Source organism: Bacillus sp. FSL L8-0167, assembly GCF_038630295.1.
Classification (GTDB): domain Bacteria; phylum Bacillota; class Bacilli; order Bacillales; family Bacillaceae; genus Bacillus; species Bacillus safensis.
Map to the genome: position 1 here is coordinate 613063 of NZ_CP152027.1, position 23153 is coordinate 636215.

At 39.3% G+C, this 23153-nt stretch carries 22 protein-coding genes, 2 pseudogenes, 2 riboswitches and 1 other annotated feature; of the genes and pseudogenes, 15 read left to right on the forward strand and 9 right to left on the reverse strand.

The features are described 5' to 3' along the window. The 3 genes and pseudogenes from MHB66_RS03060 to MHB66_RS03070 all read left to right on the forward strand — a co-directional run. Positions 1-2778: a DEAD/DEAH box helicase family protein gene (locus MHB66_RS03060; protein WP_046314168.1), complete on the forward strand. Its 2778-nt coding sequence runs from the start codon at positions 1-3 to the stop codon at positions 2776-2778. A gap of 1 nt (position 2779) precedes the next feature. Beyond that, complete coding sequence (locus MHB66_RS03065; protein WP_046314167.1) at positions 2780-3472, forward strand: hypothetical protein; 693 nt, start codon at positions 2780-2782, stop codon at positions 3470-3472. A gap of 98 nt (positions 3473-3570) precedes the next feature. Further along, positions 3571-4039, forward strand: a pseudogene (locus tag MHB66_RS03070) (site-specific integrase); the annotation flags it as partial. A gap of 121 nt (positions 4040-4160) precedes the next feature. On the opposite strand, the pseudogene MHB66_RS03075 reads toward MHB66_RS03070, so the two are convergent. The 8 genes and pseudogenes from MHB66_RS03075 to MHB66_RS03110 form a co-directional block, all read right to left on the reverse strand. Beyond that, positions 4161-4268: pseudogene (locus tag MHB66_RS03075) on the reverse strand (hypothetical protein); the annotation flags it as partial. Positions 4269-4490: 222 nt separating this feature from the next. Next, positions 4491-4976: a YbaK/EbsC family protein gene (locus MHB66_RS03080; protein WP_046314165.1), complete on the reverse strand. Its 486-nt coding sequence runs from the start codon at positions 4974-4976 to the stop codon at positions 4491-4493. 38 nt (positions 4977-5014) lie between these two features. Next, on the reverse strand, positions 5015-6073 hold the full coding sequence (locus MHB66_RS03085) for an AraC family transcriptional regulator (RefSeq protein ID WP_046314163.1): 1059 nt from the start codon (positions 6071-6073) through the stop codon (positions 5015-5017). Further along, positions 6074-7735: a 2-isopropylmalate synthase gene (locus MHB66_RS03090; RefSeq protein ID WP_041116050.1), complete on the reverse strand. Its 1662-nt coding sequence runs from the start codon at positions 7733-7735 to the stop codon at positions 6074-6076. A gap of 57 nt (positions 7736-7792) precedes the next feature. After that, positions 7793-8057, reverse strand: a binding site (T-box leader). A gap of 219 nt (positions 8058-8276) precedes the next feature. Then, positions 8277-9164, reverse strand: a complete 888-nt coding sequence (locus MHB66_RS03095; protein ID WP_041116051.1) for an AraC family transcriptional regulator — start codon at positions 9162-9164, stop codon at positions 8277-8279. Positions 9165-9723: 559 nt separating this feature from the next. Continuing rightward, on the reverse strand, positions 9724-10401 hold the full coding sequence (locus MHB66_RS03100) for a hypothetical protein (protein WP_046314161.1): 678 nt from the start codon (positions 10399-10401) through the stop codon (positions 9724-9726). 123 nt (positions 10402-10524) lie between these two features. Further along, positions 10525-11085 carry a GNAT family protein gene (locus MHB66_RS03105; protein ID WP_046314159.1) on the reverse strand — a complete coding sequence of 187 codons (561 nt, stop codon included), beginning with the start codon at positions 11083-11085 and terminating at the stop codon, positions 10525-10527. 4 nt (positions 11086-11089) lie between these two features. Further along, the gene (locus MHB66_RS03110) at positions 11090-11275 is read right to left on the reverse strand and encodes a hypothetical protein (protein WP_046314157.1); all 186 of its coding nucleotides are present in this window, start codon (positions 11273-11275) and stop codon (positions 11090-11092) included. 179 nt (positions 11276-11454) lie between these two features. On the opposite strand from MHB66_RS03110, the gene MHB66_RS03115 reads away from it, so the two are divergent. Both MHB66_RS03115 and MHB66_RS03120 read left to right on the forward strand, forming a co-directional pair. Continuing rightward, positions 11455-12000, forward strand: a complete 546-nt coding sequence (locus MHB66_RS03115) for a sigma-70 family RNA polymerase sigma factor (protein WP_046314155.1) — start codon at positions 11455-11457, stop codon at positions 11998-12000. Continuing rightward, positions 11969-13417 carry a DUF4179 domain-containing protein gene (locus MHB66_RS03120; RefSeq protein WP_046314153.1) on the forward strand — a complete coding sequence of 483 codons (1449 nt, stop codon included), beginning with the start codon at positions 11969-11971 and terminating at the stop codon, positions 13415-13417. Before MHB66_RS03115 ends, MHB66_RS03120 begins: the two co-directional genes overlap by 32 nt. 18 nt (positions 13418-13435) lie before the next feature. Here MHB66_RS03120 and MHB66_RS03125 read toward each other — a convergent pair whose 3' ends face one another. Beyond that, a complete protein-coding gene (locus MHB66_RS03125; protein WP_046314151.1) occupies positions 13436-14623 on the reverse strand; it encodes an MFS transporter in 1188 nt (395 codons plus the stop codon). A gap of 100 nt (positions 14624-14723) precedes the next feature. Here MHB66_RS03125 and MHB66_RS03130 point away from each other — a divergent pair, with 100 nt between their 5' ends. From MHB66_RS03130 to purB, 10 genes are all read left to right on the forward strand, one after another. Continuing rightward, on the forward strand, positions 14724-15620 hold the full coding sequence (locus tag MHB66_RS03130) for a LysR family transcriptional regulator (RefSeq protein ID WP_046314149.1): 897 nt from the start codon (positions 14724-14726) through the stop codon (positions 15618-15620). Between the two features lie 115 nt (positions 15621-15735). After that, positions 15736-15837, forward strand: a riboswitch (purine riboswitch). Positions 15838-15982: 145 nt separating this feature from the next. Continuing rightward, a complete protein-coding gene (locus MHB66_RS03135; protein WP_024424502.1) occupies positions 15983-17308 on the forward strand; it encodes an NCS2 family permease in 1326 nt (441 codons plus the stop codon). Positions 17309-17515: 207 nt separating this feature from the next. Beyond that, complete coding sequence (locus MHB66_RS03140) at positions 17516-17677, forward strand: hypothetical protein (RefSeq protein WP_166644707.1); 162 nt, start codon at positions 17516-17518, stop codon at positions 17675-17677. A gap of 11 nt (positions 17678-17688) precedes the next feature. After that, entirely contained in the window at positions 17689-17868 is a 180-nt protein-coding gene (locus tag MHB66_RS03145) for a YezD family protein (protein ID WP_024424503.1), read from the forward strand. A gap of 222 nt (positions 17869-18090) precedes the next feature. Then, positions 18091-18882: a hypothetical protein gene (locus MHB66_RS03150; protein ID WP_046314147.1), complete on the forward strand. Its 792-nt coding sequence runs from the start codon at positions 18091-18093 to the stop codon at positions 18880-18882. A 204-nt stretch (positions 18883-19086) separates the two neighbouring features. Then, the gene (locus MHB66_RS03155) at positions 19087-19641 is read left to right on the forward strand and encodes a DUF2179 domain-containing protein (protein ID WP_024424505.1); all 555 of its coding nucleotides are present in this window, start codon (positions 19087-19089) and stop codon (positions 19639-19641) included. Beyond that, entirely contained in the window at positions 19638-19838 is a 201-nt protein-coding gene (locus MHB66_RS03160; protein ID WP_012009137.1) for an NETI motif-containing protein, read from the forward strand. Before MHB66_RS03155 ends, MHB66_RS03160 begins: the two co-directional genes overlap by 4 nt. Positions 19839-19917: 79 nt before the next feature. Further along, a riboswitch (purine riboswitch) is annotated at positions 19918-20019 on the forward strand. A 169-nt stretch (positions 20020-20188) separates the two neighbouring features. Continuing rightward, entirely contained in the window at positions 20189-20677 is a 489-nt protein-coding gene (gene purE, locus MHB66_RS03165; RefSeq protein WP_024424506.1) for a 5-(carboxyamino)imidazole ribonucleotide mutase, read from the forward strand. Then, positions 20670-21812, forward strand: a complete 1143-nt coding sequence (gene purK / locus MHB66_RS03170) for a 5-(carboxyamino)imidazole ribonucleotide synthase (RefSeq protein WP_046314145.1) — start codon at positions 20670-20672, stop codon at positions 21810-21812. The genes purE and purK overlap by 8 nt, the downstream gene beginning before the upstream one ends. Continuing rightward, positions 21809-23104 carry an adenylosuccinate lyase gene (purB, locus tag MHB66_RS03175; protein WP_008355754.1) on the forward strand — a complete coding sequence of 432 codons (1296 nt, stop codon included), beginning with the start codon at positions 21809-21811 and terminating at the stop codon, positions 23102-23104. The genes purK and purB overlap by 4 nt, the downstream gene beginning before the upstream one ends. The last annotated feature ends 49 nt before the right edge of the window (positions 23105-23153 follow it).

A 23153-nucleotide genomic window follows, 5' to 3' on the forward strand; every position in this document is an offset into this window, starting at 1 on the left:
ATGGCAAGAGCCAAGAAAACTACTACTAATGCTCTTAGATTTCCCTTAGTTGAACAAGCTAATCAAGCTGAACAAAATTTATTTAGTCAACATCAAGGGTATGTTATTCCAGAGTATATCAATCAAAATCTACTCCATACGTTACGTGATTATCAAGATGAAGCAATGCGCAACTATCACTTTACGCAAACTCAGATTAGCCCTAGTCCTCAACACGTTTTGTTTAACATGGCAACTGGTTCAGGTAAAACGGATTTGATGGCGGGTCTAATTCTCTATCTTTATCAAGAACACAAGTATCAAAATTTCTTATTTACTGTTAATACCAATTCTGTCCTTATGAAAACGAAGGATAATTTGGTAAATGAAAATACTGATAAGTATCTTTTTCAAGAGAAGATCGAGATTGAAGGACAACGAATTTATATTCGACAAGTTGAGCGTTTCCCTCGTGTTCGGCAAAATAATACCATCTATATCAAGCTTTCATCCGTGCAAAAGGTATCAGATGATTTGTTTGTGTTAAAAGAGAACACAATGGGTTTATCTGATTATGAAAATCATCCTGTGGTTGTTTTGGCTGATGAAGCTCATCATTATTCCGCAAGCACAAAATCAGAAAAAGAAGCTGAGAACACTTGGGAATATGCTATCAATAAGATTCTAAGGGCTAGGGATGACAAGGAGCAAAAGAATCTATTGCTAGAGTTCACGGCAACAGTGGATTTTGACAAGGAAGCAATTTACAACAAATATCGTGATAAAGTTGTTTACCGTTATCCGTTAAACAAACTTATGTTTGATGGGTACTCTAAGCAGGTTAAGCGTATTGAAACATCTGCAAGTGATGAAGATAAAATGCTGAACGTGGTTTTACTCTCACAATTCCGAAAATACCGTGCCTATGCTGAGGGAGTCACGGGATCATTCAAGCCCGTGATTTTGTTCAAATCACCAAAAGTTGCAATCTCACTTGAAGCAACAAAAGTTTTTAATGAACTCATTGCCAATCTAAACGTAAGTGATATAGTGTCATTCATCCAACGTCAGCAAGCATTGGATAGTAACGAAAGCTCTGCACTAAAGTTGGCTTATAATTTCTACCTGCAAAATGAAGATGATTTAGCAAAGATTGTTCGTGAGATTAAACAGGACTTTGACCCACGAAATATTTTGAATGCCAACGATGCCAGTGGCAATATGCTTGAAAAAGGTCAGTATGAAGCCTTGAACACGCTCGAAAGCCCTAATAATCTCTATCGTGTAGTTTTTGCTGTGGCAAAACTTACAGAGGGGTGGGATGTGCTCAATCTATATGATATTGTTCGTATCGAAAAAGAAGCAGGCACGAATAAGAACGCTACAATGGTTGAAGCTCAATTAATTGGACGAGGTGCAAGGTATTATCCATTTGAAATTGAAGGTGAGAAAAGCTATCAGCGGAGATATGATAATGATTCTTCAAATAAGCAATTATTTTTAGAAACCCTCCACTACCATACAATGAATGAACCTCAATATTTGAAACAGCTAGTGGGCTCTTTGGAACAAATGGATTTACCAACGGGACAAGATAAGAAAAATCCGCCTATTGAAATTAAAGTTAAACCTTCCTTCAAGAAAACAGATACCTATAAAACAGGGAAAATCTATTATAACGAAGCGGAGGATGTATCGGATGAATGGTTCGATTCTATTGAAAAATATGGCATTAACCATAAGGCGGATATTTCTCGAAGCTTGAACTATGGTAGTCGGGAAGTCTCTTATAAGGCTACTGTTGAAGGTATCGAAACAAAGACAATCGGAGTGGAAAAATTTGATGTTCGTTACATTAAGAAAGCCATTCAACGCCTTGAGTTCTATCAGTTTGATAAATTGAAAAAGTATCTACCACTCCTAACTTCTATGAAAGAATTTATTTATGGAGAGAAATGGTTAAATGCAGGGAATCTGAAGCTTTTCTTGACTGTCCCGAAAGAATACAAAGCGTCAGATATTTCCCCAAATGAGATTTTGAAAGTGACTATCGACCTATTGAAAGAGTATGAAGTGAAATTCAAATCTGGGTATATCAAACAACGTGGAACAAACAAATTTATCGGCTATCCGATTAGAGAATATCTGACAGATTACAAGAAGCGTGTTACAGAGTACGACACCGCAAATCTCTTGATTCAAGCGACTCAAAAGGTTGACGCTTACGAAATGGACGATGAGTTTTACGTTTATGAAAAAGCAATCGTCAACAAGCTAGAATATGAGTTGATTGAACGAATAAAAGCCCATGTGGACGAGTTGAAACAAAAATACAACAAGGGTGTCTATCTATTCCGAATGGATGAGAATATGCACCGTGAGTCAGCCAAAAGTGAAAAAGTTAAACTGCACCAATATGGTTCACGGATCAATCGTGCAGGTGAAACCGTAGACATGCACTTACAAGGATTTCAACCTGACTTTATCTTATTCCTTGAGAATAGCGAGTTTTATTTCCAAATATTCATTGAACCAAAAGGAATGAGTGGTGACAGGTTTGTCAGTGAGCTATGGAAACAAGACTTATTATTGTATATGACTGACCATCAAGCAGAAATGGAATTTGAAGATGATACAAAGAATGTCCGAATTAGTGGGCTGAAATTCTACACTAAGGGTGACGGTCAAAAAACTATGGCTCAACTTGCGGAAATTACTCAGGTGCAGGAAGTACCTGTTTCATCCCCGGCTCAAGAAATATTAGAGTTAACTAGTGGAATGGAGCTGGGTGGTGAGTAAGATGGCAAGAGCAAAGCAAACTTTAGAACTATCCTTTGATAAAACATGTGAGTTAATTTATAAACTTGCTTCAGCTCGGATAAGTCAAAAGTATGATGAATGGAAAAAAGGTCAATCTTATAGCAATGCTATGATTGAATTTTACCCCACTGATAGAAAACTGCTTGGCTATGTTCTGAAAGGCGAAAGTAAAAAAGATAATCCGTATCTATTGACTCCTAAGCTGGTGGAGGTATGTTTAGAAAAACTAGATTTTAACGATAAAAACGAAGTCTACTGGGGGCAGGAGGATGAAATTAGTTTTTATCTTGGAGGCTTGTTCACCACAATACTCTTAGAAATGCAAAAGTATAAAGATTACACGAATAATTGGATGGGAGTCCCTTTGAAAACGGAAAGAGAAATCAGAGATTTCTATTGTAAATTCATACATGACAAAGAAGATGTTTGTGAGTCGCTGAAAGATGATTTTGTTAATTTCACATATAACTCGTACGAATATTTCGAATTAGTTGACGAGGTCGGAGATATTGTAGAAAAATCGGTTGTTCAAAAAGACAGTAATGAAGTCTTAACTTTTCACGAATTACCGAAAAAAATAACATTATATGCGGACAAGATTCTTCTCCCATTCATGAGTGGGATTTGCCTTAATATCTTAATTGATTCCTTTGAAGAAGCTCTAACTGACTAAAAGACAGTATTATATACCATATAGGCCCTCGCTTTGTGCGGGGGTCTTTTTGATTTGCACAGTTCTGCTCCCCCACACATCAGAATTTAAATAATGTCAGTCGCAAGAATTACAACCGGAAGAATCACACGAAAACAGTTGATGGAAAACGGGTGCTTGCTTTAGATGATGATACGCTTGAAGTGTTGCGTATATGGAAAGAACGACAAGCACAACACGGAAATATGGATTTCATCTTCTCCTATGATGGCTTACCCAGGATAAAATCAACGATTGATCGAATTATTGCTCGCTATGCGAAACTTGCAGGTGCTCCAGTAATCAGGCAAAAGGACTACGTCATTCTCACGTAAGCTTTCCTCGGTTTTGGTTGTCTCAAAACGTCTCGGGCACAGTTCGCCAGAAATTACGCTAAAACACTATGCGCATTTGTGGCGCGGGATTGATGATGCTGTCGCCGAATCAATGGCAGGCATTATCAAGATTAAAACTGCAATGAGTAAGCAATTTGTATTTGTCGGTAATCAAACGGTGAAACAATTGTCGTCAAAAGTGTCTCCAAAGTAGTGGAGGCACTCTAGAAATGTAATAACAACAGGCTTTATAAGCCCTACGTGCTCATTGAGTGGGAGTAGTTATAGTAGAGCTAGAAACCTTTGTGTATCAAGGGTTTTTAGCTCTTTTTCATTTATTTCTGCTTTCCTAAATAGTCCACAGTAAATTGATTTTTAGGGGAGGCATCATAGTTTTGCTTTGTCTCTTTAAAGGAGATGATCCCATTTAATTTATTTGTAAGCTACTTCAAAATAAAGAGCTACTGCTTATGGAAGCTTTAGCTAATGGTATCAAAGAAGCGAAAACTATAAAAAATGAATAAACTTTATTTAAAAAAAGAGCTGATAAGATGAGTGATATATCAAACTCAAATGATTGGCTCTGTGTTATTTGCGTCTAGCTCTTGGATTATCGTTATGCTTATTATTAAATCTTTGAATCCCACTTTATTTTTCCTTCCGTTTTAATGCGTTAATGAATCATTCCATCCCTTACACACGTCAATCCATTGTGAATAACCGGAGTGTTTTTCTAATTGTTTTATTGTGAGTTCAATAGCACTGTTACTGCTCCCGCAGGCTGGATAGACTGTCTCAAAACGTTTGAGTGAAATATCTAAATAAACAGAAACGCCATTCTTTATAGCAAAAGGGCATACTCCGCCAATTTCATGACCGACCAAGTCAACGACCTCATGAGGAGAAAGCATTTTAGCTTTTGTTTTAAAATATTCCTTGAATTTTTTGTTATCAACTTTTGCATCGCCAGAGGTCACAATTAAAATAGCTTGTCCATTTACTAGAAAGGAGAGTTTTTTTGCGATTCTTTCAGGTTCGCAGCCCAATGCAGAAGCAGCCAAGTCTACAGTTGCACTAGATACTGAAAATTCTTGAATTCGAGTATCCATATCATATTGTTTAAAATAATCTTTTACTTGTTTGATTGACATGATGATTTCTCCTTTTTATTTGTATTGATTGATGTTTGCTAGACTTTATTATTTAAACGATATTGATGTGGTGTTACGTGATACTTTTTCTTAAATAAACGAATGAAATGCTCTACATTTTGATAACCAACGGCTGCCGCAATATGATCTACTTGTGAATTGCTGCCAGTGAGCATTTCGCAGGCTTTTTCCAATCTTATTTCTTGTCGAATCTCACGAAATGATTTGCCAAGCTTACGAGATATATATTTTGACAGGTAAGACTGTGAAAGGTTAAATTCCTCTGCCATCTCCTGGATTGTTATATGCTCACAACATTGCTGAATATATTGGAGCATTTGAATAATACGTATTTCACGATATTGTTTGACCTGATTTACGTTCATATGACTTGGTTTGAACCTTAATAAAAGACATAATAATATCTCAAACAAATTATTCATAATCAACTGGTAACTAGGAAACCGATTATAATTTTCTGTAAATAGTTGAAGAGAGCAGTCTAGCAAATGTTTATCCAAGTGACTATGGAAAATAAGAATATTTTTATTTTCTTTTATATACAATGCATTCAAAAAGAATTCTGAAATGACATTATTTCCTTTTAACATTTTAAAAAACACTTTTTGAAAAGTACTCTTACGGATCATGATTTGCATGGCGATTGTATTCTCCATTACAATTGGCTTGTGTAGGGTGTCAGGTGGAATAAAGGCAATATCTCCTGATTTTAAAGTCATTTTTTTATCTTCCACTTCTAAACACATCTCATTTTCCAGAACATAGATCATCTCAAAGAAATCATGGATAGCCGACAATTGAGGCATAAAACGGCTATACTTTCTCACTTCGATATCTTTCTCCTGACCTAACCACATGGTATCTTCCTTTTCAAATTCGTTCTGCCCTTTTTGCAAAAATTCTTCAATATATATTTGTTTATGCATTAAATTGTGTTTATCATAATTCTTCAAAAATAATTGCAATGATTGATTGTCATGCTTTTTCTGTTGGTATTGTTGATAAAAAATTTCTTGCTCGTTATATTCTCTTAAATATTGCATCACTTCATGTTTTTCAAGTTTATCTTTTTCCATCTACATCCAAACCTCTAGTTTATTTACTGCAACCACCAGGGCCTTCACTGTTGCTTCTATAATATCTTTATCAATTCCAGCACCCCAATGCATTTTTCCTTGATATGAAATTCCAATCTGTGCACAGGCTTTTGCTTGGGAATCTTTGCCCAAAGAATTCTGTTCATAGACTTCCAAAACATATTCGAGATGAAAATATGCTTTTAACGCATTACTGATTGCATCTAAACTTCCAGTGCCAGTTCCTTGTATTTCAATTTGTTGATCATCTCTCAGCAAAGTTAAGGTAACTTCCTGCTTCTCTCCTTTATGAAATTGATAATCAAGCAGCTGGAAATGAGGGTGATAATCAACATACTGTTCTTTAAAAACATGATATATTTCTTCGACAGACAATTCCTTACTTGCCTGATCAGATACTTTCTTCGCTTCATATCCCATGGCTTCATTCATTTGATAAGGAAGTTGAATGCCATAATTTGTTTCTAGTATATAGCTTATGCCGCCTTTTCCAGACTGGCTGTTGATTCGAATCACATCCGCTTGATAATTCCTCCCCAAGTCAACGGGATCTACTGGGATATACGGAACGTCCCATTTATCAACTTTATTTTCTTTTCTATATTTCATACCTTTAGATATCGCATCTTGATGTGACCCAGAGAATGCGGTGAAAACCATTTCCCCAGAATAGGGCTGCCTCTCAGGAACGGTGATTTTTGTTAGTTTTTCATATTTTTTACGAATCGCTTCTAGGTTATTGAAATTCAATTTTGGATCATAACCTTGTGAATACATATTCATCGCCAAGGTAATCAAGTCTACGTTCCCTGTACGTTCACCGATACCAAATAATGTACCTTCGACTCTTTCTGCGCCAGCTAGAACACCAAATTCTGCATCACTCACCCCAGAGCCGCGGTCATTATGAGGATGAACAGATAATGTCACACTGTCTCGGTAAGACAGATTTTTGTGTATATACTCAATCTGACTTGCAAAGATATGAGGCATTGAATATTCAACTGTTGTCGGAATATTGATGATCGCTTTATGAGCTCGTGTCGGTTTCCAAATATCTAAAACACTATTACAAATATCTAACGCATAATCAACTTCTGTTCCTGGAAAGCTTTCTGGACTATATTGAAAATAAATATCACTATTTGTTTTTTCGGCAAGTTCTTTTACTAAAATAGCTCCATCAATGGCAATTTGTTTAATTTCATCTTTTGTTTTCTTAAATACCTGTCTGCGCTGCGCTTCTGAAGTCGAATTATATAAATGAACAATTGCTTTCGGTACTCCCTTAATGGCTTCGAAGGTTCGGCGGATAATATGCTCTCTCGCTTGTGTGATCACCATAATCGTGACATCGTCTGGAATCATATGATGATCAATCAGTGTCCGTAACAGCCTAAACTCCGTATCAGAAGCAGCTGGAAATGCGATTTCAATTTCTTTAAAACCTATCTCTACTAGTAACTGAAACATTTCTAATTTTTCTTCTAAGTTCATAGGAATAGATAATGCTTGATTACCATCCCGTAAGTCCACACTGCACCATATCGGAGCACTTTCTAATGTTTCTTTCTTCACCCAATCATAAGTAAGCTTCGGTGGCAAAAAGTATTTCTTTTCGTATTTTTTGTGGTTAAACATCATCGATTCCTCCTAGAAAATAGAATATAAAAAAAGCCTTTCATCCCCAATATTTACCTTGGAGACGAAAGACTTCTTCTTACGCGGTACCACCCCTGTTTCATGATAACCATACATTATCATGCCCTTATTCGGATACAGATTGTTTGATCTGATATCCTTCCCATATAACGGTGGGGGGCCGACCTTAACTACATCAATACTTTTAATTTCACTAAGGCAACTCTAAGGTGAGTTCCCTGCCATTTTGTTGTTGCTTCTCATCAACCAGCAACTTTCTGAAAACATTTCGGCAAGTACTATTCCTTATCATCGCATTCTCATTTTTCTGATTTTTTCTATTATACCAAGTCTATAAAAAAGAGATAGTGATAGGGGTATCTTTTTTAATTGATTTTTTTTGTTCTATGGGTGCTTATCTTTAATCCTCTTCACCAAATAAAATTCCGAGGCCACAAATAAAGGTGAGTGAATTCATAGCGAACAATAAAATCGCACCAATTTTTTTCATGACAATGAACCTCCTCTTAAATTCGATCTGCTAGCCTTCAAAATTTAAATTCACTGGTTCATCCTCTAAATGATCCACAGTATTTTGTTCTGTCACGGGGACACTTTCATCTACAATTTTAAAACTAAGTTCGTCCATCCAAATGTGACCTTGACCATGTAGTAATATGCCAAACGCAATGACTTCACTTTTGACTGGAACATCCAATACTACACTAAAATGATTCCAGCCGTTTGTTCCTGTAATGGGGCGGTTCATCATGTTGTCAAACGCAAGAACTTCACCTGAAGAATGGTCAATCCTCATCCATAAACCAGCTGAACCTTTCACATCTTCGCTTTTGACAAAAGCAGAAAATTGAAGGCGTTCTCCACGGTAACGATCAGACTTAATTTGCTGCATCAAGGTCGCGAATCCTCGTGCTTTTTCATCTTTTGATTTCAGGTAAGCTGAGGTAGTACCACTGTGTACAATTCTGTTATCCAGACCTGTTTCATAATCAGATGGTGTTTCTCCCGTCATAATCCAGCCGGTAGGTGTGTTCTTATTTGCAGCCATATTCATTTCCTCCTTGTCAATGACATTCCTTAGTAATCTCCGATAACGTGCGGGTGACATATCATATATCTTCTTAAAGGCTCTAGTGAAGGACTCCTGTGAACTAAATCGATACTGCAATGCAATGTCAATCGCCCGTTGATCCGTATGAATTAAATCCTTCGCCGCTTGGGTCATTCGACGTTCCCTTATATAATCGACAACTGACTTCTTAATCACTTTCTTGAATATACGGTGAAAGTGAAACCTAGAATAACCAGCGTGTTTCGCTAGAGTTTGAAGCGGTAAATCATCTTTCAGATGCTGTTCAATATAATTTAATGTTTCTTGAATCGTTTTCTCATGTTCTTGATAGGACAACCGAGCACCTCCTTGCCTTACGAGTTTAGTATAGCGGAAATGCTCTTTAGGAAACTTGACTTTTTGTGCTGTGTTGTAATATCAGAGGGAGAATTTCCTAACCTAGGTTTAGAGATTGGTATTCATGACGACATCGTCTAGAGACATCCAAACTCAGATCCAGGACTAGGTATCCGTGTACTAGGTGAAATTTCAGAAGAAAATCTAGAAATCATCCGAGAATAAGATTTAATTCTAATGAATGAATTTCCAAATTCGGTCTTGAACGCAACAGCTGGTAATAATTCACGATTGCCTCAGATATCCGTAGCGTAGATTTCGTGGGTAAATCAGGGACATATGACTACAAGATCGATATCTTCCTGTTACATTTATTGATGGTTTGAAAAAAATTCATTGGGGCGTGTTTGTGAAAGTTTTACCTCGTATCGTGAATGAAGTGGAAGCATATTAACCATGGGAGGGGAATAAGAAATAGAAAGCCTATAATTCTTATTTAAATAGATTATAGGCTCTTTTTCTTTTAAAAAAGGCAGTTAGTAAAAATTTAAAAAACTGCCTATACAACCAACTCAGGCATATATGAATTAACTCTATGTACTTTATTATTTTTTGTTGATGTGTAAAATGAATATCTCTGTGTATAATGTTTTCCTTGAATATCGTAAAAAGTAATATCAAATTCCCATTTCAATGATTCTGAAGGTATTATTTCCATTTTATTTCTATCTATAGCAGTCAAATATAAACAAAATTCACTGTGATTATCAACACGTAAAACATCTGTATCAATAGGTTCACTGACTCCTAAAATGTCATAATCATCTTTATGCTTTCGTTGAAAGGCTGTAACTGTACCAATGTGTATATTATTAGGTTTACTATCTTCCTCTAAAATTTTCACATGACAAGAAAAAGCAATACCAGCACCTTGATTTATTATTTTGAAAGGAATAAAGATGTTATCATTGTTTTCTCTTTTCATTTCACCTTCAAATCTATGTATCTGATATTTTGGGATGAGAGATAGGTATGGTAAATGCTTCAAACGCTCAGCTTCTTTATTATTCGCCAATTGTTCCTGGTATTTTTCCTCGTCTTTTTTCAAACTTTCTATATGAAGTTTATGCTGATGTTCCAGTGACCTTATATTTATTTTATTTGTAAAATAAAGAGTTATCCAACATATACCAATAGATACTAGAGGTGGTACTACGATTTTAAAAATTTCTAACATGAAGATACCTTTTTCATTTTGATATTGATGGTTTTCAGGATATTAATGAATGTTTGTGCTTCAAACTTTTTAAACCAGTCTTCTACCCACATGTCGCTTGTTTCTCCTTTTTCTCATAGAATTTTATTCATAATCCCTCTTCAAAATCGCATACATAAACACATCATCAAATCCATTCTGACCAAGCTCATACTCCCGCAATAAACCCTCTCTTACAAAATCAAAGTTCTCCAACAATTGAACAGAAGACTTATTTGCTGGATCAATAATCGCTTCAATCCGGTTCAGGTTCATCACCTGAAATCCATATCGTAACACCGCAGCAATCGCTTCGCTCATGATGCCTTTTCTCCAATGATCGTGGTGTAATTCATAGCCAATTTCGGTGCGGCAGTGCTGTTTTTCTAGATTGAGAAAGCCGCAGCTGCCGATGATGGCTGGGTTGTCTTTTAGAGAAATGCCCCAGCGGATGCCTGTTTGTTCTTTGAAGATGTCGTGATACCACTTGATTTCTCCTTGTGTGTCTTCAATCGTTTCATGAGCATCGATTCCCATGTAGCGGCACACGGTTTCATTGGATAAATAGATGTGCATATCCTCAGCGTCTTCGATCGTCGCTTGTTTTAAGATCAGTCTTTCGGTATGTATTGTTGGAAATGTTTGTGGAAAGTTGATTTTGTTCATTTGGTTATCCTCCATGAGATGTCTTTTGTTCTGTACATGCCTTACAATAAAAAACCCCTTCATTCCTCAGCCAAGCCTTCACCTCTGTCATTCCTTTTCTCTTTGGATAGATCAGCTTGACGTACACTTCTTCGTTTCCTTCTATCTTTTTCTGACAGCTAGCACACGCGGGTTCTTCAAATAGAAACAATAGACTTACTCCTTTTTGTACATATTTCTTCCATTATATCAAATGTTCGACAAAATCTTTGCGGCTCGTTCTTCACTTTCTCTATTTTTATCCGACATATGCTAAGTAAAAGAAATTTCCATTTGTTGAAACCGTTTGAGAGAAAGCTTGCTCTAACAGGTGTAGGAGGTGTGGATGAGATGAAGCAAGTGCGTCTAATTAAAAAAGCACAAAAAGGGAATGTCCCGGCATTTGAGAAATTAATGCTGATGTATCAGGAGCGTTTATATAAAACGGCTTTTCTCTACACAAGAAATAAAGAGGATTCGTTAGATGCTGTTCAAGAGACGGTATTTAAAGCGTTTAAGCATCTATCTGGTTTGAAAGAACCGGCTTATTTTTCTAGCTGGCTGACGAGAATTTTGATTCATACAATTTTTGCGATGAAGAAAAAACAGCAAGATGTTGTTCCGTTTGAACAGCATCATGAGAGCGTTGAGCGACATGATTTTTTAGAAGACAAGCTCGATTTAAAAAATGCACTTGAAGTGTTAGATGAGCAATATCAGCTCGTGATTCAGCTATTTTATTTTCAAGATTATTCGATTTCGATGATGTCTGAACAGATGGGTGTGCCTGAAGGAACGGTCAAAACTCATTTGTATCGCGCAAGAAAGTTATTAAAGCAAACGTTGGAAGAGGAGGAGAGTGTCGATGGAACGAAAAGAAATGAAAAAGCTTTATGATGAGATTGATGTACCAACGGTGGAAGTGACCTCTGCGATTCGCCAAGCCATTGGGGATGTGAAAGCGGAACAGAAAAGACATTGGTTCACATGGAATTGGAGAACGCCAGTATACTCTGCCATTGTTCTCATCGTTCTTTACTTTTCATCAGGTTTTCTTTTTCCTTCTCTTAATACAGCAATGGCACGTGTACCGATTATTGGGCAGTTTTATATGATGTTTCACGATAAAGTTGGAATGGCCCTTTTTCAGAGTGATTTGGTGAAGCATGTCAATGAGGGGGCTGAATCAAGAGGAATTACTGTGAAAGTAAACAGTGTATACTATGATGCCGGGCGTCTTGTTTATACGTTTACTGTCGATCATTTGAATACAAAGGAAGATTCTGTACAATTCATCGTCAGCAACTTAGATCATATAAATGAAAATTTCCAACCGAGTTACGACAATCAGGAATTGAAAAAATTAAAGGATGGCCGATATGTTGGACAAATGGAAGTCTATACAAATGGACAGACAATTAAGCAAGGTCAAAAAGCCCCACTCATCATTTCAAAAATTGGAGATATTGTAGGGAATTGGCGTTTTGAATTACCTGTAGTGAAGCAAAAAACCACTTTATTAGCAGGTCAAAAAGACGTTTCTATTTTAAATGGACGTTATCAAATAAGAAATGTAAAGGTAGAAAACGGAGTGAATGGCTCTGCTATTCAATATGCCATTGATTACAACGGTTTTGCCAAAGATGATAAAGTTAGTATTGATGGAATGAAGGATAATTTAGGGAATGAGTATGAGCTTGAGATTGGAACCGTTTTAAGAAAAAAACAACTGACTCCTGACAAAACTAGAAAAGAACATTTAACCATTTTGAATCAGCCGATCAATTCAAAGGCGACTGAATTGACATTTTACACGAATGTGAGAAACGAACGAGAATACAGCCACATTATTCCTCTTCAGACAAAGCTGCCTGTTCAGTTCAAAACAAAGCATCATGGCATCGGAATCAAAATCAATAAGATAGAGCAAAAAGACCGTTCTGTGATTGTTGATTATCAATTTACTGGAGTAGACCAGAAAGAATTAGATGAGGATGTGATGAAGAATATCGGTGAATTCATTGGATTAGGCGATGTTGAAAAGATGAAATCATGGCCCAATCCACAAGCAGACTATGAAAGCGGATATTACTTGAAGGGGAACCATGCGAAGATGACGAATTTAAAGACAGCTTCCATGCAATCAACCTTTGAATTTGATGATAAGAATTTAGAAACTTTATCATTAAAACATTTTTCTTTTAAAGAATATGGGCTTTACCTTGATTTGTCAGAACTGAATATGTTGGCACCACAGAAAGCGATAAAGGTAACCATTCCAGTCAAAAAAGAAACTTCAAAAGCTAGTCAATAAATAAGAAAGCGAACATGGTTATACATGTTCGCTTTTTGTCTGTTGTTCCACCAGTCGATGACGATTGAACGAATACCTGATCAATATCAACGCCACAAAACTAGCTAATCCACCAATCCAACTTAAATTCGTTACATTTGTATACTGAATAATCACGCCGCCCATTGACGATCCGAGCATCATGCCGATGTTCATAATCGCTGTATTAAAGCTCAGCACGGTTTCTGATGCTTGGGGTTTAAGGGAGATTAGATAGTATTGCTTCGCTGGTGTTGTTGTCCATGTAGCAATGCCCCATATGGCCAGCGTGATCAAGACGCTAATTGTAGAGAATTGCGTAAAAAATAAGGCAAAGAGAGCGAACATCTGGATCATAATGCTGATCGAGATGGTTCGGTTTGGTCCCCATTGATCAACGGCGAAGCCGCCAAAGCGTGAGCCAATAAAAGCAGAAATTCCTAAGACGAGCAAGGCCATGCTTGTCATTTCAAGTGAAAAGCCGGCGGTCTGTCGCAATAAAGGAGAGATATAAGCAAAGACCATCGTGTAGCCTAAAATCCAAAAGGCCGTCGTGGCTAAGCCGCTGATCACTCTGCGGTCTTGAAGAATGTGTAATTGCTGCTTCAATGGCAGATGTGAATGTCCCTCTATGCGTGGCAGCAATTGATAAAGAAGCAAGAAGAGACAAGCAGTACCTAGTGCAATGATGAGAAAAATATAGTGCCAATCCACATGACCTGATAGAAATGTTCCAATCGGTACACCAAGTACGAGTGAAACGGTGAAGCCAGTGATGACGGTCGCCATTGCACTTCCCTTTTTTTCTGGCGGGGCGATCTGCGCTGCATAATTCGTGGCAACGACAATATATAAGCCGCCGCTCATGGCCATGATGACGCGAGAGAGCAGGAGCAGCACAAAATGATGGCTGAAAAAGGCGAGCATATTGCCTAAAATAAACACAAAAATAGCTGATAACAAAACCTTTTTTCGGTTCAGCTTCGACGTTGCCATGACTAAAAAGAGAGCGCCTACTGCATAAAAAAGAGAATAGACAGTGATGAGCTGTCCGGCAGCAGGAATGGAGATGTGTAAATCAACAGCAATGATATCTAGAATGCCGGACACGACGAATTCTGACGTGCCTGTGACAAATGAACCGACAGCTAAAAGAATAATCAATAGCTGATGAGATGTGTTTTTCATTTTGAACCCTTCCTTCATGTTGATGCGTTGTCTTTAGTTTAAATTCCGTGCTAACATAAGTAAAATTGATGTTTTTCATGAAGGAGATGAGTAAATACTCATGAGCTTTGTTCGTTTTGATATTATTGCAAAAGTTGTGGAGCTTGGCAGTTTTACAGCAGCAGCTGAAGCATTAAATATGACACAGTCAGCTGTCAGTCATGCAGTGGCGAATGTAGAGTCAGAGTGGGGTGTGTCTTTATTCATTCGCGACCGAAAAAAGGGCATTATGCTGACGGAGATTGGTCAAACGCTTCTCCCGCATATTAGAGAAGTGTTAAATAGAGTGGAGAAAATCCAGCAAGAAATTGCGTTAACGAAAAATATTGAAACGGGCCTGATTCGTATCGGCACATTTGCCAGTGCCTCTGCTTGTTTATTGCCTAAACTGCTTGTGAGCTATCAGAAAAAACATCCGAAAATCGAATTTAAATTCTATGAGGGAACGTATGAAGAAATATTGGAGTGGCTGGATTCTGGCATCATTGATGTTGGATTCGTTGTAAAGGGTCATGCGGATGAAGCCTTTGATTTAATGCCGCTTATGAAAGATGAGATGGTCGTCGCCTATCACCCAAATCATCGATATGAACAGCAGCCCATTGTGGATATAACAGATTTGGCGGGTGAACCATTTATTATGCCGACTGGCATGTATCAATCACATGTAGAGGATATTTTTTCAGAGGCGCAAATGAAGCCGGCTGTTTTATTTGAAGTTCATGATTGTACGACCATTGCCCGTATGGTCGGGGAAGGACTTGGCGTCACGATAGGTCCGGAGTTATTTTTAAAAACGCAGCAGCTTGTGCATATTCGCCAGCTGAATGTCTCTCATCATCGTGAGGTTGCGCTCGCCTGTCCGTCGCTCTCTCAAGCTTCGCCGGCAGTGAAAGAGTTTTTCCATGTAGCCGAAGCGGTTTTTGCAAAAGAGAAGGATTTGGGGAAGGGTGTATAAAGAACTACATGTGAATTTCCAAATTCGTGTAATAAGACGAATGAAGCGGACATTTCTTTGAAAAATGTTCGCTTTTCGTATTGTGTTTTAAAAATGAAGTTGGTACAATAGACACAGAAATCAAATAGATAGAAGTCGTATAATCGCGGGGATATGGCCCGCAAGTTTCTACCAAGCTACCGTAAATGGCTTGACTACGTCAATTCACACTCGTTTGATATAAATCATGCATTGTTCTTGTTTTATGTCACAGTCTGAATTCACATATGGTAGTCAAGCGTCCCAAAATTGTTGGGGCGTTTTTTATTTGACTAGTGAATGGGGCAGGCTAAAGCAAAAGGACATGAAGGGAGTCAGTTGGCTTGAAACAGTTTTTTCAGTTTGATGAATTAGGTACGAATTACCGCAGAGAGATCATCGGTGGTTTAACCACATTTTTGTCGATGGCTTACATTCTGTTTGTTAATCCGATCACACTTGCATTAGTGTCTGTGCCGGATTTTCCAGATAAATTACGAATTGATCAGGGGGCAGTCTTTACAGCGACGGCGTTAGCTTCTGCTGCAGGGTGTATTCTGATGGGATTGATCGCCAGGTATCCGATTGCGATTGCACCCGGTATGGGTCTGAATGCGTTCTTCGCCTTTTCGGTTGTACTTGGCATGGGCATCAAATGGGAAGCTGCACTTTCAGGTGTGTTTGTTTCAGGATTGATTTTCGTTGCTCTTTCTTTAACAGGTTTCCGTGAAAAAATCATCAATGCCATTCCGGCTGAGCTGAAGCTGGCAGTTGGTGCGGGTATTGGTTTGTTCATTACGTTTGTCGGTCTTCAAGGCTCTGGCATTATCGCCAATAATGATAATACGCTCGTTTCGCTTGGAAATATTCATAGTGGTCCGGTTCTGTTAACGGTGTTTGGTATCGTTGTGACGGTCATTTTAATGGTACTTCGAGTGAATGCAGGTGTCTTCATTGGGATGCTTGTGACAGCTATTGCAGGGATGATTTTTGGTCTTGTGCCAGTACCATCTCAAATTGTGGGAAGTATTCCAAGCTTGTCTCCAACCTTTGGTCAAGCCTTGATTCACTTACCAGAAATTTTCTCTATTCAAATGCTTGTCGTGATTTTAACGTTCTTATTCGTTGGGTTCTTTGATACAGCTGGTACACTTGTGGCTGTGGCAACACAGGCTGGTTTAATGAAGAATAATGAGCTGCCTCGTGCAGGAAGAGCACTTCTGGCGGATTCTTCTTCTATTGTTGTAGGTTCTATTCTTGGTACATCTACAACAACATCTTATGTTGAATCTAGCTCAGGTGTAGCTGCTGGTGCGCGTTCTGGTTTTGCAGCGGTCGTCACAGGCATTTTCTTCTTGCTTGCAATGTTCTTCTCACCACTTTTATCCATCGTTACATCGAATGTGACAGCACCTGCTTTGATCATTGTCGGTGCACTGATGGTCGCTCCGCTGGCGAAGATTGCATGGGATCGTTTTGAAATTGCGGTACCAGCGTTCTTAACGATGATTATGATGCCACTGACATACAGTATTGCAACAGGGATTGCGGTTGGCTTTATTTTCTACCCAATCACCATGATCTTTAAAGGGAAAGCGAAAGAAGTGCATCCAATTATGTATGGATTGTTTGTCATCTTTATTCTATATTTTGCTTTCTTAAATCATTAATCGAACATTTGAAACAGCAGCTCATAGAAGCTGCTGTTTTTTTGTTAAAAAAATCAAAACATAGTTGACTTATAGGAATTATGTGTTTATGATAAAAAGACATAATTCGCTGATTGGATCACCAAAGGCGCTTTGATTTCCTTTTTAATAGAAGGTTTCAGGGTGCCTTTTTTTCTTGCAGACATTTAAAAGGGGAGGAGATGTCTTTTGTCACGCTGGCTTAGACAGGTGATTGAACGAAAAAAGCAGGTGCTGATTCAAAAGCTCCTTTTATGGGGGCATGAAGAAAAACAGGAAGCGCTCATGCATTATACGATTCATGAGCTGGAAAATGAGGTTCTCTATTTAAAAGAGCGAAAACAAAAATAGGGGGATGAGCGATGGATGAACAAAAGCTGAATTATATTTTATCTGCCTTAAAAGGGATCGACTATGGATCAGTGGTCATCACCATTCATAATGGACATATTACACAGGTTGATACGACCAAGAAGACTCGGTTCCCCGCTCATCAGGAGAATCTCCGGGTCCAGCAAGGAAAGCGGAGTCAATATCGTTGACCATGAATTTCAACATTGATAAAAAGCTGATGGAGGCCGTCAGCTTTTTTGTTTTGTCTTATTTTCTCTCCATTTTAAAACCTCTGCTGCCTTTTATCCGTCTATTCGTATGAACGTCAAGGAATCTTGACTGAATAGAGAGACTCCGCTACTTTAAGAGGAGTCATCCGAACAGTTCATGCACTTTTAGCACTGTAAGGATTGGATAGGAGTTGATATGAGATGTTAGAGAAAGATCAAGATCAGGGGACATCTGAAAAGAAAAACGAAGAGTCATCAATAGATCAAGAAACAAGGCAATCCCGCCTCAGCCGCAGCGCTGCAAAACGAGGAAGAACCTCAAAAACAGCGGATGATGAGCGCTCAGCTATACAGCGTATACTGCAAGGTGTAGGAGGCGCGTTTAAGCGGTATGGTTCATATGGACTGGCGATGTTAAAATCACCGAGCCGGGCCATTAATCAAGCGGAAACATTGCGTATGAAGTACGCCTGGATCTCGATTGTGTTATTCAGCGTGTTTTTTGCTTTAGGCAACTATGTTCAATTAAAGGCGTCAAAGACCCGTTTATTAGGCTTTGGCATTCATTATTCTTTTGGTGACGCCTTTTTGAGGATTGCGGTCTTTACACTCATTTTGTTGACATTGATGATGCTTACCGTCTGGATGCTCGGAAAGTACATGCTAAAAGGAAACATATCACTGAAAGAAGTGATCATGAAGTTTGGTGCTGCGCTTGTGCCGGTGTTGGTTTTATCCATCCTTTGGCTTGTATTTGCCATGCTGAATATTCCATATGTGACCGTCATAATATCTGTGATGATGTTTGTCGGCCTCCAGTTGATTGCGGTCGTGCTCTTTCGCTCGATTCAATCGGAGCATGATGCCGTACGTGGAGATTTGATGTATGTGGGCTGGGTCTTTTTATTGGTTGAGCTTGTCATCATTGCGCTGCTCTGGGGCATAGTCGGGGAGTATTTGATTCCATCACTTGTTCCTGTTCGATTTGGATAAAACACACTGAAAACCTCCTTTTTTGAAAAAGGAGGTTTTCATGTTGAGAAGAGAAAAAAACGGGTAAACTCTTGGTAACAAACACCATCCTTGTTGTCGAAAGATATATGTGTTTTGATCGCGTAAATTTGATTGTATCAAGGTATGTTCTCTAGTAGAATATGGGGTGCTTTATTTGATTTTTTAGTGCAGGGGGTTCGAATCGTGCTTCAACAACTTTTATCCAATGCGTTCACCATGGTTTTAATCATTTTAGTGATTAATATTGTTTATGTTTCTTTTTCCACCATGCGTTTGATTTTAACGATGAAAGGCAGACGGTACGCAGCTGCTTTTGCGGGTACGATCGAAATGCTCATTTATGTCATTGGGTTAAGTATCGTTCTAGATAACTTAGATCAAATACAAAATGTCATTGCGTATGCGCTAGGCTATGGGATGGGGATCATTGTCGGGATGAAAATTGAAGAGAAGCTGGCACTTGGCTACACAACTGTTAACGTGATCACAAAAGAATTGGATGTCGATCTCCCAAGACAATTGAGAGAAAAAGGATATGGTGTCACCAGCTGGGTAGCAGGCGGTCTTGAAGGAGACCGGACAGCATTGCAAATTTTAACACCGAGAAAATATGAACTGCAATTATATGAAACGATTAAGACGCTGGATTCAAAGGCATTTATCATTTCATATGAGCCCAAATCGATTCACGGTGGCTTCTGGGTGAAGGCTGTGAAGAAAAGGAGAATTAAAGAATGACCGCAAAACCAAAGAAGAAAAAATTCTATGTGGAAGACAACATGACGATTGATCAAGTGTTGTCCCAGATGGCAGCGGAAGGCTACTCGCCTGTCCGTCGAATGGAGGAACCGATTTTTCAAGAAAAGAAGGAAAATGGGTCGATTCAGATCATTCCGATTGGGAAAAAAATCGTATTTGAAGGAAAAATAGTCTAAATCCGAACATTAAAACGACGACTTCGTAGATTGTTCGATAAATCCGTTGACATCATGAACATCCGTTGTTAAGATAAACATGAAATCAAAACACGAGCCTCATATAATCTTGGGAATATGGCCCATAAGTTTCTACCCAGTTACCGTAAATGACTGGACTATGCAGGATAGTGAACAAAACTGACATGGCGTTTCAAAAGCGAACAGCGCTTACCATGGCCCGGTTTGTGTTGCTTCCTAACATTGCAATACAGACCGGGCCTTTTTGTTCGGCGTTTGACAAGCTGCTTAGGTTTGGGAAGCGTGTCAAACGATACAAAATCGAATAACAGCTTAAAGGTGGGGACAAAATGAAGCCGCTTGTAGGTGTCATCATGGGAAGTACATCTGATTGGGAAACAATGAAAAATGCGTGCGACATCTTAGAGGAATTAAACATTCCGTATGAAAAACAGGTAGTATCCGCACACCGGACACCTGACTTGATGTTTGAATATGCGACTGAAGCAAGAGGTAAAGGACTAAAGGTCATCATTGCCGGTGCTGGAGGCGCAGCACATTTACCGGGGATGGTCGCAGCAAAAACGACACTGCCGGTCATTGGTGTGCCTGTACAATCAAAGGCACTAAACGGGCTTGATTCCTTATTATCCATCGTTCAAATGCCAGGCGGTGTACCAGTTGCTACAGTAGCCATTGGCAAAGCCGGTGCAACAAATGCAGGCCTTCTTGCCGCACAAATGATTTCAGCATTTGATGAAAAGGTCGCAGCTCGCCTTGAAGAAAGAAGAGAGCAGACAAAACAGACTGTACTAGAAAGCAGTGATCAGCTTGGCTAAGCAGACCATTTTTCCAAACGCAACCATCGGGATCATTGGCGGCGGACAGCTTGGCAGATACATGGCTGTCAGCGCAAAGCAAATGGGGTACCGGGCAGCAGTTCTAGACCCAGTCGCACAATCTCCTTGCGGACAGGTTGCCGATAAAGAAATCACAGCCGCATATAGTGACCTTGAAGCGATTCGAAAGCTGGCAGACATCAGCGATGTGGTGACTTATGAGTTTGAAAATATTGATTATGATGCACTCAATCAGCTGAAGGAAGAAGCCTATTTACCACAAGGAAGCGACCTTCTCCTTTTAACTCAAAATCGTGAGACCGAGAAAAAAGGAATTGTAGACGCAGGCTGTGAAGTAGCGCCTTACCGCATCGTTCATGATGAAAAAGAGCTGGAAGACGCAGTGGACGTGCTCGGTTTGCCAGCCGTGCTGAAAACATGCAGAGGCGGCTACGACGGAAAAGGACAGTACGTCATGAAAGAAAAAGGACAGCTTCAGGAAGCAGCTGCACTGCTCACACATGGAACTTGTATTTTAGAAAGCTGGGTTCCATTCCAAATGGAGCTATCAGTGATCGTCACTCGTTCTGTTCATGGAGAGATTGCAGTATTCCCAGTCGCTGAAAACATTCATAAGCATAATATTTTGTTCCAAAGCATTGTACCTGCAAGGGTAGAGAACCGCATTCAGGAGAAGGCGAAAGAACTGGCAACAACACTGGCTGAAAAGCTGGGGCTGGTTGGTACTCTTGCTGTAGAACTGTTCCTGACAAATGACGGAAAGCTGCTCGTCAATGAACTGGCACCACGCCCGCATAATTCTGGTCATTATACACTCGATTTATGTGAGACAAGTCAGTTTGAACAGCACGTCCGCGCTATATGTGGTTTGCCGCTTGGCGGTACAGCCCTTTTATCAGAGGGAATGATGGTGAATTTATTAGGCGATGAAGTGGACATTCCAAAAGAGCATCCTGAGCTTCTCAAAGAAGCGAAGCTTTATCTATATGGAAAGCATGAAGTAAAAGCCGGCCGCAAGATGGGGCATATGACGTTTATGAAACAGCTCGATGATGAGTGGATGACAAACATCACAAAGATATGGACTGAAAGAGATGGAGGAAACGGGAAATGATCGAACGTTACGCACGACCAGAAATGTCAGCAATCTGGACAGAGGAAAACAAATTTAATGCATGGCTTGAAGTAGAAATTCTCGCTTGTGAAGCTTGGGCAGAGCTTGGCGTCATTCCGAAAGAAGACGTTGTGACAATGCGCAAGAATGCAAGCTTTGATATTGGACGTATTTTAGAGATTGAACAAGACACGCGCCACGACGTGGTTGCCTTTACGCGTGCTGTCTCTGAATCTCTAGGAGAAGAAAGAAAGTGGGTTCATTACGGGTTAACATCGACAGACGTAGTGGATACGGCGCTTTCATATCTATTAAAACAGGCGAACGATATCCTGCTCAAGGACATTGAGAGATTTGTTGACATACTAAAAGAAAAAGCAAAAGAGCACAAATATACTGTCATGATGGGCCGTACACACGGTGTACACGCTGAACCGACAACATTTGGCCTGAAGCTTGCTCTTTGGTACGAGGAAATGAAGCGTAACCTAGAACGTTTTAAACAAGCAAAAGCAGGTATTGAATACGGCAAAATCTCTGGAGCTGTTGGCACATATGCGAACATCGACCCGTTTGTTGAGCAATATGTATGTGAGAAACTTGGCATCAAAGCTGCACCAATTTCAACCCAAACCTTGCAGCGTGACCGCCATGCAGATTACATGGCTACTCTTGCTTTAGTCGCAACGAGCATTGAGAAATTTGCTGTTGAAATTCGTGGCCTTCAAAAGAGTGAAACACGTGAAGTAGAAGAGTTCTTTGCCAAAGGACAAAAAGGATCATCAGCGATGCCGCATAAGCGTAACCCAATCGGCTCTGAAAATATGACGGGAATTGCCCGCGTGATCCGTGGATATATGCTGACAGCTTATGAAAATGTACCGCTTTGGCATGAGCGTGATATTTCTCATTCATCTGCTGAGCGCATCATTTTACCAGATGCAACGATTGCACTGAACTATATGCTCAACCGTTTCTCAAACATCGTGAAAAACTTAACGGTTTTCCCTGAGAACATGAAACGCAACATGGACCGCACACTTGGCTTAATTTACTCACAGCGCGTTCTTCTTGCATTAATCGATACAGGCATGGCACGTGAAGAGGCATATGACACGGTTCAGCCAAAGGCAATGGAAGCGTGGGAGAAGCAAGTACCGTTCCGTTCATTAGTAGAAGCAGAAGAAAAAATCACGTCACGCTTAACACCGGAACAAATCGCTGACTGCTTCGATTACAACTATCATTTGAAAAATGTCGATATGATTTTCGAACGTCTAGGTCTTGCGTAAGAAATGGGCCGCCTGCTTGCCAGGCGCCCAATCCTGAAAATTGCCAACA